Annotated in this window: 16 protein-coding genes; 7 read left to right on the top strand and 9 right to left on the bottom strand. The window is 71.5% G+C overall.

Translation table 11 applies throughout. The features are described from left to right. Positions 1-12: 12 nt before the first annotated feature. The 6 genes from AWC30_RS08675 to AWC30_RS08650 form a co-directional block, all read right to left on the bottom strand. Positions 13-1401, bottom strand: a complete 1389-nt coding sequence (locus AWC30_RS08675) for a PfkB family carbohydrate kinase (RefSeq protein ID WP_109561991.1) — start codon at positions 1399-1401, stop codon at positions 13-15. Then, positions 1398-1973, bottom strand: coding sequence for a D-sedoheptulose-7-phosphate isomerase (locus AWC30_RS08670; RefSeq protein WP_085109793.1), 576 nt, complete (start codon positions 1971-1973; stop codon positions 1398-1400). The genes AWC30_RS08675 and AWC30_RS08670 overlap by 4 nt, the downstream gene beginning before the upstream one ends. Next, positions 1970-3013, bottom strand: coding sequence for a glycosyltransferase family 9 protein (locus tag AWC30_RS08665; protein WP_085109792.1), 1044 nt, complete (start codon positions 3011-3013; stop codon positions 1970-1972). Before AWC30_RS08665 ends, AWC30_RS08670 begins: the two co-directional genes overlap by 4 nt. After that, a complete protein-coding gene (locus AWC30_RS08660) occupies positions 3010-4524 on the bottom strand; it encodes an HAD-IIIA family hydrolase (RefSeq protein ID WP_085109791.1) in 1515 nt (504 codons plus the stop codon). The genes AWC30_RS08665 and AWC30_RS08660 overlap by 4 nt, the downstream gene beginning before the upstream one ends. After that, positions 4521-6170 (bottom strand): carbamoyltransferase family protein, encoded by a 1650-nt coding sequence (locus AWC30_RS08655; RefSeq protein ID WP_085109790.1) that lies wholly within the window; start codon positions 6168-6170, stop codon positions 4521-4523. The genes AWC30_RS08660 and AWC30_RS08655 overlap by 4 nt, the downstream gene beginning before the upstream one ends. 93 nt (positions 6171-6263) lie before the next feature. Next, positions 6264-7247 carry an NAD-dependent epimerase/dehydratase family protein gene (locus tag AWC30_RS08650; protein ID WP_085109789.1) on the bottom strand — a complete coding sequence of 328 codons (984 nt, stop codon included), beginning with the start codon at positions 7245-7247 and terminating at the stop codon, positions 6264-6266. A 116-nt stretch (positions 7248-7363) separates the two neighbouring features. Between AWC30_RS08650 and mbp1 the strand changes: the two genes are divergently transcribed. The 5 genes from mbp1 (at position 7364) to AWC30_RS08625 (ending at position 12136) form a co-directional block, all read left to right on the top strand. Continuing rightward, entirely contained in the window at positions 7364-7603 is a 240-nt protein-coding gene (mbp1, locus tag AWC30_RS08645; protein ID WP_085109788.1) for a microaggregate-binding protein 1, read from the top strand. Positions 7604-7833: 230 nt separating this feature from the next. Further along, a complete protein-coding gene (locus AWC30_RS08640) occupies positions 7834-8439 on the top strand; it encodes a PAS and ANTAR domain-containing protein (protein WP_372507128.1) in 606 nt (201 codons plus the stop codon). 46 nt (positions 8440-8485) lie between these two features. Then, on the top strand, positions 8486-9496 hold the full coding sequence (locus tag AWC30_RS08635) for a chemotaxis protein CheB (RefSeq protein WP_085109786.1): 1011 nt from the start codon (positions 8486-8488) through the stop codon (positions 9494-9496). 19 nt (positions 9497-9515) lie between these two features. Continuing rightward, complete coding sequence (locus AWC30_RS08630; RefSeq protein ID WP_085109785.1) at positions 9516-10247, top strand: STAS domain-containing protein; 732 nt, start codon at positions 9516-9518, stop codon at positions 10245-10247. Between the two features lie 44 nt (positions 10248-10291). Beyond that, complete coding sequence (locus tag AWC30_RS08625) at positions 10292-12136, top strand: CheR family methyltransferase (RefSeq protein ID WP_085109784.1); 1845 nt, start codon at positions 10292-10294, stop codon at positions 12134-12136. Here the strand turns inward: AWC30_RS08625 and AWC30_RS08620 are convergent. Further along, on the bottom strand, positions 12133-12552 hold the full coding sequence (locus AWC30_RS08620) for a hypothetical protein (protein WP_085109783.1): 420 nt from the start codon (positions 12550-12552) through the stop codon (positions 12133-12135). The genes AWC30_RS08625 and AWC30_RS08620 overlap by 4 nt on opposite strands. Before the next feature lie 179 nt (positions 12553-12731). Here AWC30_RS08620 and AWC30_RS17790 point away from each other — a divergent pair, with 179 nt between their 5' ends. Together AWC30_RS17790 and AWC30_RS08615 are read left to right on the top strand one after the other, a co-directional pair. Further along, positions 12732-12908, top strand: a complete 177-nt coding sequence (locus tag AWC30_RS17790; RefSeq protein WP_165756471.1) for a hypothetical protein — start codon at positions 12732-12734, stop codon at positions 12906-12908. Further along, a complete protein-coding gene (locus AWC30_RS08615) occupies positions 12908-13747 on the top strand; it encodes an SDR family oxidoreductase (protein ID WP_085109782.1) in 840 nt (279 codons plus the stop codon). Before AWC30_RS17790 ends, AWC30_RS08615 begins: the two co-directional genes overlap by 1 nt. A 3-nt stretch (positions 13748-13750) precedes the next feature. Here the strand turns inward: AWC30_RS08615 and AWC30_RS08610 are convergent, their stop codons facing one another. Together AWC30_RS08610 and AWC30_RS08605 are read right to left on the bottom strand one after the other, a co-directional pair. Beyond that, complete coding sequence (locus AWC30_RS08610) at positions 13751-15022, bottom strand: glycosyltransferase (RefSeq protein WP_085109781.1); 1272 nt, start codon at positions 15020-15022, stop codon at positions 13751-13753. A gap of 43 nt (positions 15023-15065) precedes the next feature. Beyond that, the gene (locus AWC30_RS08605) at positions 15066-16052 is read right to left on the bottom strand and encodes a glycosyltransferase (RefSeq protein WP_085109780.1); all 987 of its coding nucleotides are present in this window, start codon (positions 16050-16052) and stop codon (positions 15066-15068) included.

Raw genomic sequence — 16052 nt, 5'->3', positions numbered from 1 at the left:
TCGGGTGGGTGGTTACTTCGCCGCGGCGATCAGCTTCGAGGTCGAATACCCCGGCACGGTCGGCAGCAACACCACGTCGCCGCCGTTGCGGCTGATCGTCGGGCCTTCCGGCAGGTCGACGTCGCGGTAGTCGCCGCCCTTGACCCAGATGTCGGGCCGCAGCCGGTCGAGCATCGCGGTGGGGTCGGTGTCGTTGAAGATCACCACGCCGTCGACGCAGGCCAGCGCCGCCAGCACCCGGGCGCGGTCCTGCGCCGAGACCACCGGCCGTCCTTCGCCTTTGAGCCGGCGGACCGACTCGTCGGAGTTGATCAGCACGATCAGCGCATCTCCGAGTTCGCGGGCGCGGCGCAGCAGCCGCACGTGCCCGGTGTGCAGCAGGTCGAAGCATCCGCCGGTGGCCACCACCGTGCCGCGACTTTGCCGGACCCGCCGGACGAGGGCGTTCACCGCCGAGATCCCGGTCACCGCACCGGCGTCGGTGGTCGTCTCGATTCCGCCGAGCATCGGGAACACCGAGGAGACGGCGGAGGCGCCACCGGCGGCGACGAACCGGGCTGCGTCGTCGACGGCGGCGGTCGCGGCCTGCAACGGGTCGGCACCGCCGGCGAGTTCCGCTGCCGCCGCGACCGAGTACCGGTCCCCGGCGCCGCAGGTGTCGGCGGCGCCACCGGCCACGCTGTCCGGTGGGCGGAGGTGATGAGCGGTGTGCCGGCGGTCGGCGAACAGCGCGCCGCGGGCGCCGAGGGTGACGCTGACCGCGTCGGCGGCCCATCGGTCGCGCAGGGCTGCGGGGAGCTGGCCGCCCGGGGTGTCGGGGACGAAGCGCCTCGCCTCGGACTGGTTCGGTGTCACCAGCGCGCAGCCGGGCACCGGTGCGGTGCCGCGCGGGTGCGGGTCCCACACCACCGGGATGTCGGCGACGGCGGCGGTCAGCAGCGCGCGCAGCCGCTCGTGGGCCGTGACGCCTCGCCCGTAGTCGGCGACGCAGATCGCGCCGGCCTCGCGCAGCACCTCGGTGACCTGTGGCGGCAGGGGGCCGGTGGCGGCGTAGCCGTCACCGTGGTCGACGCGCAGCACCGACTGGCCGCCGGCGCGGATGCGGATCTTGCTGGCGGTGGTGCCGGCCAGGCCCGTCTCGACGAGCCGGATGTTCGGGTAGTCCTCGGCGAACAGCCGGGCCAGGGTGCGTCCACTGGCGTCCCGTCCGGTCGCGGTGACCAGCACGACCTCGGAGTGGACCCGGTCGGCCAGGACGGCGGCGAGTCCGGCTCCGCCGGGGCGCTGCCAGATGTGGTGGGGTTCCACCACCGGCACCGGCGCTTCCGGGGAGAGCCGCTCGGCGGAGCCGTCGACGTCGACGTCGAGCATCGAGTCACCGATGATCACCAGGGGTTTCACCGCGTCACCTGCTTCCCGCCGAGCAGCACGTGATCGAGTGCCATGCACAGGCCGTGCACCAGTACCAGGTGGACCTCCTGGACGGTGGCGGTGGACTCCGCCTCCACGGCGATGCCGTCGTCGCAGCCGGCCAGCAGCGGGTTGGGCCCGGCCCCGGTCAGCGCCCAGGTGGTGACTCCGCATTCCCGGGCCGCCTTGGCGGCGGCCAGCACGTTGCGGCTGCTGCCGCTGGTGGACAGCGCGACCAGGATGTCGCCGGGCCGGCCGTGCGCGCGGACACCGCGGGCGAACATCTCCTCAGGCCCATAGTCATTGACGATGGCGGTGGCCGCCGAGGTGTCGGCGTGGAGTGCGATGGCCGACAGCGGATCCCGCTCGTCCTGGAATCGGCCGACCAGTTCGGCGGTGAGGTGCTGGGCCTGGGCGGCGCTGCCGCCGTTGCCGCAGGCCAGCAGCCGCCCGCCACCAGCGAAGACGTCGGCGAGGTGCTCGCCCCAGGTGGTCAGCTGCTCGGCGGCCGGGCGCATCGGTGCGAGCGCACGCACCAGGTCGGCGAAGTGCCTTTCGATCATGCTGCTCCCCTTTGCTCCAGCGTGGCCACCGCGGCGACCACGTCCTGTACATCGATGCCGTCCAGACAGGGATGCCCGGGCACCGGGCAGGCGCGGGCGCGGCTGTCCCGGCAGGCGGCGTGCTGGTCACCCAGCAGCACCACGTCGGTGCCGTACGGGCTCCACTGGTCGGCCGGGACGACCGGGGCGAACAGCGACACGATGGGCGCGCCGACGGCGGCGGCCAGGTGTGCCGGCCCGGTGTTGGGCACCACCGCCGCCGCGGCGGCGGCGAACACCGCGGCGAGCTGCACGAGGCTGGTGCGGCCGCCCAGGTCTATGGCGTGGTCGCCGGCCACCAGCGCGGTCAGGTCGCGTTCGGCGGCGCTGCCGGTGACCACCACCCGGTGCCCGGCCCGCGCCAGCGCCGCCACCATCGCCGCCGAGGTCGCCGGTGCGGGCTGGCGGGCCGGGACGGCGGCTGCCGGATGGAACGCCACGAACCCGGGGCCGCCCAGCGTGTTCGACAGCTCCGGTGTCAGCGTCGGGGCCGGAGTGATGCGCAGGCGGCCGTCGTCGTCGGCCGGGAGTTCGTAGCCGGCGGCCGCGGCCAGCGACAGGGCGCGGCGCGGCTCGGGGATGCCGGCGGGGACCCGGTGTCGCAGGTCCAGCAGGCGGCCGGGGTAGTCGGTGCAGATCGCGCCGATCCACTCGGCGCCGGCCATCCGGCAGATCAACGCCAGCGGTAGCGGCGACTGGTGGAAGGAGGTGAAGATCAGCACGGTGTCGGGCTTTTCGGTGGCGATGATCTCGACGAGGTCGGCGACCGCTGCGGCACTCACCGGCGGGGAGTCGAAGTCGACCCAGCCGGCGGCCCACTCCACCACCCGGTCGACGCCGGGCAGCAGGACGGCTGCCGCGCTGCCGCGCGGCCCGGCGAGGAAGACCACCCGGTCGTGTCCGGCGGCCACCGCGCGCACCGCCGGGCCGGTGATCAGCACGTCGCCGAGGCTGTCCAGCCGCGCGACCAGCGCGGTCCGGGTGGGCGTCGCGGGGCTCATCGCATCCGCTCCAGGACCAGGGTGACAGCGTCGCCGAGGGTGTCGGCGACGGCGGCATCGGCGCGGGCGGCCCGGACCTCCTCGGCGCGGGTGCGCTCGGTGGGGACCAGGATCGCGTGCGCGTCGGCGGCCAGTCCGGCGGTGACGTCGCCGCCGGTGTCGCCGATCATCACGCAGCGCCGGGCCGGCACGCCGAGCGCCGCGGCCGCGGCGGTGACCAGCCCGGGCGCCGGTTTCCGGCAGGTGCAGCCGTCACCGTCGTCGTGGCGGCAGATCTGCCAGGTGTCGAATGGGCCCAGCAGCCGGTCCACCCGGGCGTTGACGGCCGTCAACTGCTCGGCGCTGATCAACCCCTTGGCCACGCCGGATTGGTTGCTGACCACGCCCAGGCGCATACCGTGGCTGCGCAGCCGGTGCAGCGCGGCCGCCGCTCCGGGCAGCGGGACTACGCGATCCGGGTCGTTGAGGTAGGGGCCGTCGTGGATGAGGGTGTCGTCGCGGTCGAGCAGCACCGCCAGCACCGGCTCGGCGCGGGCGCCGCGGAACCGCCAGGCGCCCAGGGCGCGTTGAGCGACCGCGACCGGCGGGATCAGCGCGCTGGTGAGGATCATCGCGGTGATCTCGGCGGTGGTGCGCGGGCCGGCAGCGATGCGGCGCGCCGCGAAGTCGGCGGTCAGCGCGAGCCAGCTCACCAGCCCGGCCCCGCCGGCCCGGCGGGAGCGCGCCAGCACCCCGCCCACCGCGGTGGCCGCGGCCGCGACCGACAGCAGGTGCGCCGGCAGCCGGCCGCGACCCTCCCCGATCGCGGCGCGCCAGCGCCTGCCGTGTTTGCGGCGCATCAGCGCATCGTCACGGTTGCCGCGCTGGGCGCGCAGGCTGCTCCACGGCGAGGCGCTGCCGGTATCGATCGGGTGGCGGGTTTCGCGGGTCCCGGCGAGGATCGTGCTGCCCGCGTCGGTGAGGCGCAGCGCCAGGTCCGCGTCCTCCCGGTAGGCGCGGGGGAAGCGTTCGTCGAAGCCGCCGCTGTCGACCAGCGCGGACCGGCGGTAGGCCATATCGGCGGTGATCCACTGTGCCTCGGCCAGGCGGAGCGTGCGCCGCTCCTGGTCGGAAGGGCGCCGCCCGGCCGGGGCGGGCACGGCGATCACGCCCTGCGAGCCAACCGCCCCCGCGGTGGTTGCGGCGGTCTTCAGGTCTACCTCCAGTTGGGCGCACCAGGCGGGCCCGGGCTCCACGTCGTCGTCGAGGAAGCACACCCACTCGCCGGAGCTGGCCCGCCAGCCGATGTTGCGGGCCGCGGCGGGCCCACGACCCCCGCTGCGCAGCACCAGCACCTGGGGCACCTGGGGCAGCTCGGGCAGCGGCAGCGGGATGCGGGTGTCTTGCCGGTCGTCGACGACGACGATCTCCGGTGGAGCCGGCCCGGCGGCAGCGCCGAGTGCGGTGAGCAGCCGGTGCAGTGCCGGGCGCCCCACCGTGGGCACCACCACCGCGACGCCGGGCGCCGTCATTGCTGGTGCCTTCGGATCAGGAACGGCCCGATCGCGAGCACGTCGATGGGTGCGCTGCCGAAGCACTCCAGTGCGTCGCGGGGGCTGTCGACCATCGGCCGTCCGGCGGTGTTGAAGCTGGTGTTGACCACGACCGGAACGCCGGTGCGGTCGCCGAAGGTGGCGATCATCCGGTGCAGCAGCGGCTGATCGGTGTCGACGGTTTGGATGCGCGCGGTCCCGTCGACGTGGGTGACGGCCGGGATCCGGTCGCGCCAGCCGTCGGCGACGTCGTGGACGAACAGCATGTACCTGCTCGGCAGCGGCCCGCGCTGAAAGATCTCCGCGGCCCGCTCGGCGAGCACCATCGGGGCGACCGGCCGGAACTGTTCGCGGCCCTTGACCCGGTTGAGCCGCTCGAGGTTGTCGGGGTCGCGCGGGTCGGCGAGCAGGGAGCGGTGCCCCAGGGCACGGGGGCCGAACTCTGAGCGGCCCTGGAACCAGCCGACCAGCAGGTTGTCGCTGAGGGCGTCGGCCACCGCCACGGCTTGGTCGGCGGGGCGTTCGTAGTGGATGTCGGCGTCGTCGAGGACGGCTTGTATCTGGTCGTCGGACCAACCGCGGCCGAGCGCGGCCGAACCCATCGGCTCCAGCGGCTCGCCCGGCGCGTCCTGCGCCCCGGCCACCGCCAGCGCGGCGCCCAGCGCGGTACCGGCGTCCCCGGCGGCCGGCTGCACCCAGACCCGGCGGAAGGCGCCGGAGGTGTGGATCCGGGTGTTGGCCACGCAGTTGAGAGCAACCCCGCCGGCCAGACATACCGTGTCGGAGCCGGTGTGGCCGGCCAGCCAGGTCACCAGGTCCACCAGCACTTCCTCGACGACGGTTTGCACGCTGCAGGCCAGGTCGGCGTGCACCGGGTCGAGGTCGGCGGTGGCGGGGCCGCGGGGCGGGGCCAGCGTCGTCCAGTCGATCGGCTCCGTGCGGAACGTGCCGTCGGGGCAGCTGTGGACCAGGGCGCGCAGCCGCTCGGCGAAACGCGGGGTCCCGTAGGAGCCCATCGCCATCACCTTGTACTCGTCGTTGCCGCGGGTGAAACCGAGGTGTTCGGTGAGATCCTCGTACAGCAGGCCCAGCGAATGCGGAAGAGCTTGGCTGGCAAGGATGTCCAGCTTGCCGTCGCGGTACTCCCCGGCCAGCATGGAGGTCGCTTCGCCGCGGCCGTCCACCACCAGCACGGCACTGTCGGGATACGGTGAGGCCAGCGACGCCGACGCCGCGTGGGCGACGTGGTGGCGCACGTGCCGCACGGCCCCGGGGTCCAGACCCGGCAGCGCGGCGGCCAGGAAACGCCCGGCCCGCCGGGCATAGAGGGTCCGGAGATGCTCCCAGTCGCGGTCCTGGCCGGGCAGCGGCCCGTCGTCGGACTCGGCGAGCACCGGGTCATAGGAGTAGCCCACGGCGTCGAGGTCGGCCGGGTCCAGTCCGCCCTCCTCCAGGCACCACCGGGCGGCGTGCACCGGAAGTTCCCAGGTGGAGAACGCGACGGCCTGTTTGCCGTGCTTGCGGCGGGAGAAGCGTTCCTCTTCGGCGGCGGCGACGATGCGCCCGTCGACGACCAGCGCGGCGGCCGGGTCATGGAAGACCCCGTTGATCCCCAGCACTCGCACGATCGATCCTCCCGGGTGGGCGTTGCACCACTGCTTGTGTCGAGCTCGGCGACTCTGCTGAGCTCAGCAGTCAGATACCCACGGCAAAGGTGGTTAAACGGCGCGGGTCAAACCCGCTGCGGCCGCCGACAGCTCGTCGCGGAACCACTGGACCGTCTCGCGAAGCCCCTGTGCAGGATCGACTTTCGGCTCCCAATTCAGCTCTTCGGCGGCGAGGTCGATCACCGGGCAGCGCCGCTGTGGGTCGTCGGTGCCGGCGGGGATGAGCCGGATCGGCGAGTCGCTGCCGGCGTGCTCGCGGATCAGTTCGGCCACCCGCAGCACCGTGAACTCGATCGGGTTGCCGATGTTGACCGGTCCGGTGATGTCGGCGGCGGCGAGCGCCAGGAGCCCGGCAACGGTGTCGGAGACGTGACACAGCGAGCGGGTCTGTTCGCCGGTGCCGGCGACCGTGATCGGTTCGTCGCGCAGCGCCTGGCAGCAGAAGGTGGGCACCATGCGCCCGTCGTCGGGGCGCATCCCGGGGCCGTAGCTGTTGAAGATGCGCGCGATGGCGATGTCGGTACCCCGGCTGCGACGGTGCGCGAAGGTCAGCGCCTCGGCGAACCGCTTGGCCTCGTCGTACACCGAACGTGGACCGACCGGGTTGACGTGGCCCCAGTAGCTCTCCGGCTGCGGGTGCACCTGAGGGTCGCCGTAAACCTCGCTGGTGGAGGCCAGCACGAACCGGGCGCGGCTGCGTTCGGCGATGTCGAGGGCCGCCGCGGTGCCCTGCGCTCCGGCCCGAAGCGTCTCCAGCGGCAGACGCAGGTAGTCCGGCGGCGAGGCCGGTGAAGCGAGGTGGAAGACGACGTCGAACGGTCCGAGCAGGCGTGGATCGTCCGGCGCGTCGGCGATGTCGGCCTCGACGAAATCCAGGCCGGCCCGCCCGCGCAGCCGCTTGGCCGTGGGCGGCCAGCTGGTGGCGAGGTTGTCGACGCAGACCACGTGGCTTCCAGCGGCCAGAAGCCGCGCGCACAGGTGCGTGCCGAGGAAGCCGGCGCCGCCGGTGACCAGGACGTGACGAAGTTCGCGCATGCGAAGTCGGGTACCCGCTCAGCCCCCGCTTAACGCCGCCGGCGCGTTCCGGCGGGAAAGGTTTGGCGGGTGTCGGCATCGGGAATGCGCCAGTGGCCAACGAAGGGAGGGAACACATGTCAGACGACGACAAGAGTGGCCCGCAGGAAGGCTTGCGCGGCGCCGTGGAGGGCGTCAAGGGCAAGGCCAAGGAGGCGGTCGGCAACGTGACCGGCCGGGACGATCTTGCTCAGGAGGGCCAGGCCCAGCAGGACAAGGCACAGGCCGAGCGGGACGCCGCCAAGAAGGAGGCCGAAGCGGAGTCGGCGCGCGGAGGCGCCGAAGCCGCGGAGAAACGCCAGCAGGCCAACCAGTAGCAACCGCATACCGGCCGGTGGGCGGCACTCCGAACGGGGTGCCTCCACCGGCCGTGTTGTTCGAAGTGCGACGCGCATGGTTAAAATTGGCACTGGCGTTCAGAACCAGCGCCGTTCAGCTTTCACCAAGCTCATCTGTGTGAAGTAGGTGTCCGTTGGTCGGCGATGTCGACGCCCCGTTCCCACCCCAGCCGTCGCAGGGTGACGATGACTGCGACCCGGCGAACCCGCTGGAGCGGTTCCTCGATGACGGCGATCCGCAGCGAGTGGGGCGCTTCCAGTACTTCCTGTCCGATCAGCGCTGGGTCTGGTCGGACACCGTGGCGCGACTGCACGGATACGCCCCGGGCGCGGTGAACCCGACCACCGAGCTGGTCCTGCAGCACAAGCACCCCGACGACCGCCCTGAAGTGGCCGAGGTGATCGGCCGGGTGCAGGCCGGTGAGCCCTTCAGCAGCCGCCACCGCATCATCGACACCGCAGGTGTCACCCGCTGGGTGATCGTGGTCGGGGACTACATGGTCGGCGAGGATGGTGAGACGGTGATCGGCACCGCCGGCTTCTACGTCGACGTCACCGAGACGCTGCAATCCGACGTGAGCGCGGCCGTTTCGGAGGTCACCGAGTCACGCTCGGTGATCGAGCAGGCCAAGGGGATCCTGATGGCCGCACACGGCATCTCCGCGGAGCGAGCCTTCGACGTCCTGGTGTGGCGCTCGCAGGAGACCAACATCAAGGTGCGCGAATTCGCGGTCCGGTTCGTCGAAGCGGTGACCGGGCGGTTGTCCGCCGACGCCATCAGCCGGATCGACCACGCGCTGCTGACCATCAGCTGACGGCGGCCCGGGTGTCGCCTCCCGCGGTTGTGGGTATCCGACCGCTGTGGGCAATGCGAACGACGGTGAGAGCGCCCGCACGGTGGTCGCGGTCGGGGCTTCTGCGGGCGGGGTGGAGGCGCTCAGCTCCTTCGTCGCCGGCCTGCCCGCCGATCTGCCGCATGCCGTGCTCGTCGTGCTCCATCTGCCGATCGGGGCGGCCAGCGTGCTGGCCCGCATTCTGGATCGGCGCGGCCCGTTGCGCGCCCGCGCCGCTGTGCACGGTGCGCCGCTCCAACCCGGCGTCATCGACGTCGCGGTGCCCGGATACCACCTGCTCGTCGACGACGGCCGACTGGTACTGACCGACGGGCCCACCGAGAACGGTCATCGGCCTGCCGTCAACGCGTTGTTCCGGTCGGTGGCGTTGGCCTACGGGCCCCGTGCGGTCGGGATCCTGCTGTCCGGGGTGCTCGACGACGGGGTGCACGGCCTGGGTGCGATCCACGCGCGTGGCGGCACCACCGTGGCGCAGTCCCCGCACGACGCGCTGTTCGCAGACATGCCGCACAACGCGATCCGGGCCGGGGTGGTCGACCACCAGCTGGCCGCCGCCGAGATGGGCGAGTTGCTGGGCCGCTGGACGCCTCGGCTGCTTCCCGACCCGCTCGACCACGACCCCGGGCTGGAGCTGGAGAACCAGATCGCGATGGCAGGTCGCTTCGCCGGCGGGTTCGACGCCGAAATCCTCGGCACCCCGTCGGGGTACTCCTGCCCGGACTGCAACGGCCCGCTGGTCACGATCAGCGACACCACCTACCGGTGCCGGGTCGGGCACGCCTGGACCGCCGACGCGTTACTGAACGCGCGGGACGGCGAAATCGAGAACGCACTGTGGATCGCCGTGCGTAGCCTGCAGGAGAAGGCCAAACTGTCCCGGCGCCTCGCCGAGGAGGTACCGACCGGCATGTTGCACGATCGTTACACCGCGCTGTCCGAGGAAGCCGAACACGCGATCACGGTGCTCGGCAACCGGCTGTACGGGGTGTATCTGCGCCAGGCCCAGCCCGAGGGTTAGCCGGGCCGGCGAGCTCACGGTGCGCTCGGACGCCCTGCAGGGGGCCTGCCTGCTGACCGTCCGTGGCGTCCTCGACAGCAGCACCTACCTCACGTTGCGCGACAGCGTGATCAAGGCGGCCCTGGAGCAGCCGACCGCGGTACTGGTCGACGTCGGCGCCCTGGCGGTGCCGGCCTCCTCCGCCTGGGCGGTGTTCACCAGCGCCCGCTGGCACGTCAGCTATTGGCCGGACGTGCCGATCCTGCTGATCTGCGCACACCCCGCGATCGCCGCCACGATCGCCGGCAACGGCGTGACCCGCTACGTGCCGGTGTACCCGCACGCCGAAGCCGCGCTGCGATCCCTCGGCGACGGCGACACTCCGCTGCGCCGACGAGCCCGTGCCGGGCTCCCGGCGGCGCCGCCGGCACTGAGCCGGTCCCGTGCGATGGTCGCCGAATGGCTGGCTGGGTGGGGATATGCCGAGCTGATCCCGGTCGCCAAGATCGTCGTCGACGTTTTCATCGAAAACGTGCTCGCCCACACCGACAGTGCACCGGTGCTGCGGGTGGAAGCCAAAGCCGAGACGGTCACCATCGCCGTCCAGGACGAGGCGACCGCGCCGGCGGTACGCCGCGAACCCCCGCTGGGCACCACACGCGCGATCTCCGGGCTGGGTGTCGTGGCCGCGCTGTCGCGGGCGTGGGGCAGCACGCCGACGGTGTCCGGCAAGACGGTGTGGGCGGTCATCGGCCCGGAAAGCCGGCTCTGACGACCGGTAGTGTGCGATCCGCGGCATAGAGCGGATGGGGCGAGATGGACGAGCACACGGACGAGACGTTCGAAGCGTTGCTGCGCTACCTGCGCGATTCCCGCGGCTTCGATTTCACCGGATACAAGCGGGCGTCGCTGATGCGGCGGGTCCGGCACCGGATGAGCCAGGCCGGTTACGAGACCTTCGAGGAGTACCTCGATGTGCTGCAAGCCAGTGCCGACGAGTTCGCCGCGCTGTTCAACACCATCCTGATCAATGTCACCGCGTTTTTCCGTGACCCCGAGTCCTGGGAATACGTGCGCAGCGACGTGATCCCGCAGATCCTCGCCGAGCGCGGGCCGACCGACCCGATCCGGGTGTGGAGCGCGGGGTGCGCGTCCGGGCAGGAGGCGTACACCCTGGCGATCCTGCTGGCCGAGGCGCTCGGCGGTGATGACTTTCGGCAACGGGTCAAGATCTATGCCACCGACGTCGATGAGGAGGCGCTAAACGAGGCGCGCGCGGCCACCTGCGACGCCAAAGCCGTCGAGTCGGTTCCGACGGTGTACCTCGACCGTTACTTCGAACCGGTCAATGGCCGGTATCTGTTCCGCAAGGATCTGCGCCGGGCGGTGATCTTCGGTCGCAACGATCTGGTCAAGGACGCCCCGATCTCGCGGGTGGACCTTTTGGTGTGCCGCAACACGTTGAGGTACATGAACGCCGAGACCCAGCGCACCGTGCTGGGACGGTTGCATTTCGCGTTGGCTCCGCAAGGCACGTTGTTCCTCGGCCACGCCGAGATGCTGCTCAGCCACAGCGACCGGTTCACTCCGCTGAACCTCAAACACCGGGTGTTCCGAAAGGCCGTCGGCAGCCACAGCGGCCTGGACAACCACGAGCGAACCGCGGCGCTGCATGACCGCCACGGAGAGCTGAACGGTCTGACCACGGTGCGGGACATGGCGTTTCGGGCCGGTCCGGTCGCTCAGATCGTGGTCACCGGCGAAGACACCGTCGCCATGATCAACCAGCAGGCCGAGATGCTCTTCGGGTTGTCGGGCCGCGATATCGGCCGGCTGCTGCGTGATCTGGAGATCTCCTACCGGCCCGTGGAACTGCGCGGTTACCTCGAACAGGCGAAGGTGGAGCGCCGCTCCGCGCGCATTCAGGACGTCAGCTGGCAGCGGCCCGGCGCGGAGACCGTGTGGTTCGAGATCCACGTCAATCCCTTGATCGACAGTGAGAACGGACTGCTCGGCGTATCGATCGTGTTCTTCGACGTCAGCGCCACCCGGGCGCTGCTGGACAAGGTGGTCCAGACCAACCACCAGCTCGAGGCGGCCTACGAAGAGTTGCAGTCCACCAACGAGGAGTTGGAGACCACCAACGAGGAACTGCAGTCCACGGTGGAGGAACTGGAGACCACCAACGAGGAGCTGCAGTCCACCAACGAAGAGCTCGAAACGATGAACGAGGAGCTGCAGTCCACCAACGATGAGCTCCACACGATCAACGACACCCTGCGGGAACGCAGCGTTGAGCTCGACGACGCCCGCACCTTCGTCGACGCGCTGGTCAACTCGATCCATCTGGGCCTGGTGGTGGTCGACCGGGAGATGCGAGTGGTGATCTGGAACCGCGGCTGCGAGGAGACGTGGGGGCTGCGCGCCGACGAGACCACCGGTTCGGCGTTGACCGGGTTGGACATCGGGTTGCCGCTGGATGCGGTGCGCCCGCTGATCGGGCAGGTATTCGTTGCGCCGGACGAGCCGGGTGAGGCGCTCATCGAGGCGGTGAATCGGCGAGGCCGACCGGTCACGGTGCGGGTCACCTGCACCGGTTTCCGCTCGTCCGATGCAGCCGGGGTCGACGGGGCGATGCTGTTGATGGAAGTGCAGTCTTAAGGCGCGTCTGGCCGGGCGATCTCGTCGGCCGCGGCCGCATCGTGCGCGGCGGCGGTGTCATCGGTCGTGGCGGTCGTTTCATGCTCGGCGGCGGCATCGCGGTGGCGGGCGGCGGCGTCCACATGCGCCGCACTGTCGCCGTCGCCGGCGTGCACCGCGGCCTGCTCGTGGACCGCGGCCGCGCGCAGATGCGCTGCGGCAGCCGTCCGGTGCTTCTGAGCGGCCGACTGGTGCGCTTGGTCCGCCCGGTGCAGCGATTCGGCGGCGCGCTGCTGGGCCCGTTGGGCGGTCTCCGCGGTGACCGGGGCACCGGCCGCCAACTGCGCGCGGCGCTGCTGGAGTTCCTCGGCGCGGGTGCGGGCCCGAGCGGCCCGCGATGCGGGTGACTGTGGGTCGAGTTCCGGTTCGGGGCTCACCGCCGGGCCCCGTCCGGCGCCTCAGAGCGAGGATGCCCGCGACCGATGCGGCAGATGCCGTCAAGCCGAATCCTCATCCCACCCCCTGACATCGGCGACGTGTCCTCAGGTTACGCCGCTGCGCCGCGGGGTACGCAGAACACACCGAAGCCCACGGCACGGCGAGAGGTGAAGGTGTGATGGAGCGAGCAAACGCCAAACACGGGCCGCGTGACGACGACGCGCTCAAGAAGGAGATGCGCGGCACCCTGCAGGGCAACCGGCCCAGCCGCGTCGAGGAGTGGCGCGATCCGGAGCCGCCGGCCGACGACGACCCCGACGTCCCGGCGGCCGGGCCCGGCGGAGGGGGTTCCTGATGGGCTTCCCGCAGCAGCAGCAGACACCGCCGGGGTCGCAGGCCCGGATGGACCCGACACCCGATTGCGGGGAGGACAGTTACCGCGGGTCGGGCAAGCTCACCGGCAAACGAGCGATCATCACCGGCGGCGACAGCGGGATCGGGCGTGCGGTGGCGATCGCGTTCGCCCGCGAGGGCGCCGATCTAGTGATCGCCTACCTCGACGAAGACGACGACGCCCGGGCGGTGGCCGCGCTCGTCGAAGACGTCGGCCGCACCTGCGTGCTGGTGCGCGGCGACCTGTCCGACCCGGCGCACTGCCGCCATGTGGTCGACCGCGCGGTCGCCGAACTCGGCGGCATCGACGTGCTGGTCAGCAATGCCGCGTTTCAGATGACCCGCAAAACGCTCGACGAGATCAGCGAGCTGGAGTGGGACTACACCTTTCGGCTCAACGTCGGCGCTTACTTTTCGCTGGTGAAGGCGGCGGTGCCGCATCTGGGCCCCGGCTCGTCGATCATCGGCAGTTCGTCGGTCAACTCCGACGCACCCAACCCGACTCTGGCGCCGTACGCCGCGACCAAGGCCGCGATCGCCAACTTCTCGGCCAGCCTCGCCCAGCTGCTCGGTCCGCAGGGCATCCGGGTCAACAGCGTGGCCCCGGGCCCGATCTGGACGCCGCTGATCCCGTCCACCCTGCCCACCGACGCGGTGGAGACGTTCGGGGATGACGTGCCGCTGGGACGCGCGGGCCAGCCGGCGGAGCTGGCGCCGGTCTATGTGCTGTTGGCCTCCGATGAGGCCGGCTATGTCTCCGGCGCGCGGGTCGCGGTCACCGGCGGTCGGCCGATCCTGTGACGGTCAGCCGGAACTCGCTGACGCCTCGGTAGCCTGAACCGGCTGTCCGCCACGAGGATTCACGCCGCCAAGCGGGCGGTACAGCAGGGTTTTGTCGGTGATCCGGCGGTAGACGCGCAGCGTGTCATCGGTGATGCGGTCCCAGGCGTAGCGAGCCTTGGCCCGGTCCCGGCCGGAGGCGCCGAGGCTGTCCCGGAGGAACGCATCCCGCAGGATAGTGTTGATCGCGCCGGCACAGTCGCGCGGTTTCTTCGGCGGGACCAACAGGCCGGTGATGTCGTGCACCACGGTGTCGAGCATCCCGCCGACCGCGGTCGCCACCACCGGCACTCCGCAGGCCATCGCCTCCAGCGGCACGATGCCGAACGGCTCGTACCAGGGGGTGCAGGCGACGACATCGGCCGAGCGCAGCAGCGCCGGCATGTCCTCGTGGGCGACCGCGCCGAGCAGCCGAACCCGGTCGCCCACCCTGAGCTCGTCGGCCAGCCGCCGTAATCGGCACGCTTCGTCGTCGTTTGCCAACTCGGCGGCTGCGGGCCCGCCGGCGATCACCAATTCGGCGCTCGGTATGGCGGGTAGCGCTTCGATGAGCGTGGCGAAGCCCTTGCGGGGCACGAACCGGCCGACCGAGACGATGCGGCGGCGATCGGAGCGGTCCGACCGTGGCCCGTCCGGGGAGAACAGGTCCAGGTCTACGCCGCACGGCACCACCGAGATGCGGGTGCGGTCGCGTCCCATCCGCCGCAGCTCGAACACCTCGTCGGTGCAGCTGGCGGTCACCCAAGCCGCCTCGCGGGCGACGAGCGTTTCCAGTCGCAACCGGTCCGGTGGACTGGTGTCGTCGACACCCTGGTGGCGTTGCTTGACCACGCCGAGGGCGTGGAAGGTCTGCACGGCCGGAATCCGGTTGCGGCGCGCGGCCAACTGGGTCGCGATCCCCGACATCCAGAAGTGTGCGTGCGCCACGTCGGGGCGTTCGCGCGTCCATTCGGCGTCCAGGTAGCGGCCGAACCGCCCCATGTATTGCAGCAGTTCATCTTTGGGTAGCGGTTCGGCTGGACCGGCGTCCACATGCACCACGGTGTAGCCGTCCGGGGTGGTCACCCGCTCCGGCAGGCTGGGCTCGTCCCGGCGGGTGAACACCTCCACCTCGTGGCCCTGCCGGGCCAGCCCCGACGACAACGCCGCGACGTGAACGTTCTGCCCTCCCGCGTCGGCTCCCCCCAGCGCGGCCGCCAGCGGACTGGCGTGCTCGGACACCATCGCGATCTTCATGGCGATCCTCTCCTTGCTGTCTCCCTCGAGGTCGGTGGGCGGGTCATGCGCACTGCGCCTCGATCAGGTGTTCCCAGGCGTGCAGGAACCGGTCCAGCCCGTACTGTTTTCGGGCGTGCTCGCGGGCCGCCGCACCGGCCGCCCGGGCGTGGTCGGGGTCGGCGACGAGCTCCTCCAGCGCCCGACCCAGCACCGCCGGGTCGGCGCTGACCACTCCGGCGTCACGCGGGACGACCAGCGGCGCCATGGTGGCGGCGACCGCCACCACCGGCATACCCAGGTACATCGCCTCCAGCAGCGACAGGCCCAGCGAGGTCCAGCGGGCTGTGTGTAGGTAGACCCGGCGTCGGGCGAGTTCGTCCCAGAGCGCCGGGCCGGGCCGGTCGCCGTGGCCCACGACGCCGGGTCGCAGCCGCTCGGGGTGGTTCAGCTCTTCGGTGCCCATTCCCCACACCTCGATGGGCACGCTCCTCCCGAATTCGACCAGTAGGTCGGTGCCGACCGTGCGCCCGCGACGAACCGGCTCGTTGATCGTCACCGCCGCGGCGGCGATCTCGCCGGTGTAGCGCGGACCGGGGTCGGCGATGCCGTGATCGATCACCGTGGTCGGGGCACGGCCGTTGTCCCACATCAGCCGGTTGAAGTCGGTGACGTGGACGATCGTGATGTCGCTGCGCCCGGCCATCGGGTGGCTGCTGTCGACCGCGTAGGGCCGCGGCGTGTTGTGCTCGACGTACACCGCCGGGATCTCGGTGCCCAGGCGCCGGCCCAGCCAGCACTGCGCCAGCTCCAGTTCACCGGGCCGTTGGAGTATCACCAGGTCGACGTCGGAGGCGCCCAATGCCTCCGGCGCGACCTCGGTCGCGTTCGGCCAATCCCGGCCGCACAGACCACGGCCGTCCTCGTCGCCGGCTTCGGTGACCGGGATCAGGTACCGGTGCCGGCCGGCGACGAAAGCCTGCGTCCACGAGCCGTGGATGTGCCACAGCAAAATGGAGCGCTGCGGCGGTTGCCGATCCGGCGTTGTCAT

The organism is Mycolicibacillus trivialis (assembly GCF_002102395.1).
Taxonomy (GTDB): Bacteria; Actinomycetota; Actinomycetes; order Mycobacteriales; family Mycobacteriaceae; genus Mycobacterium; species Mycobacterium triviale.
Note: the sequence above shows the minus strand (reverse complement) of the source record. Positions and strands in the feature narration are given on the sequence as shown.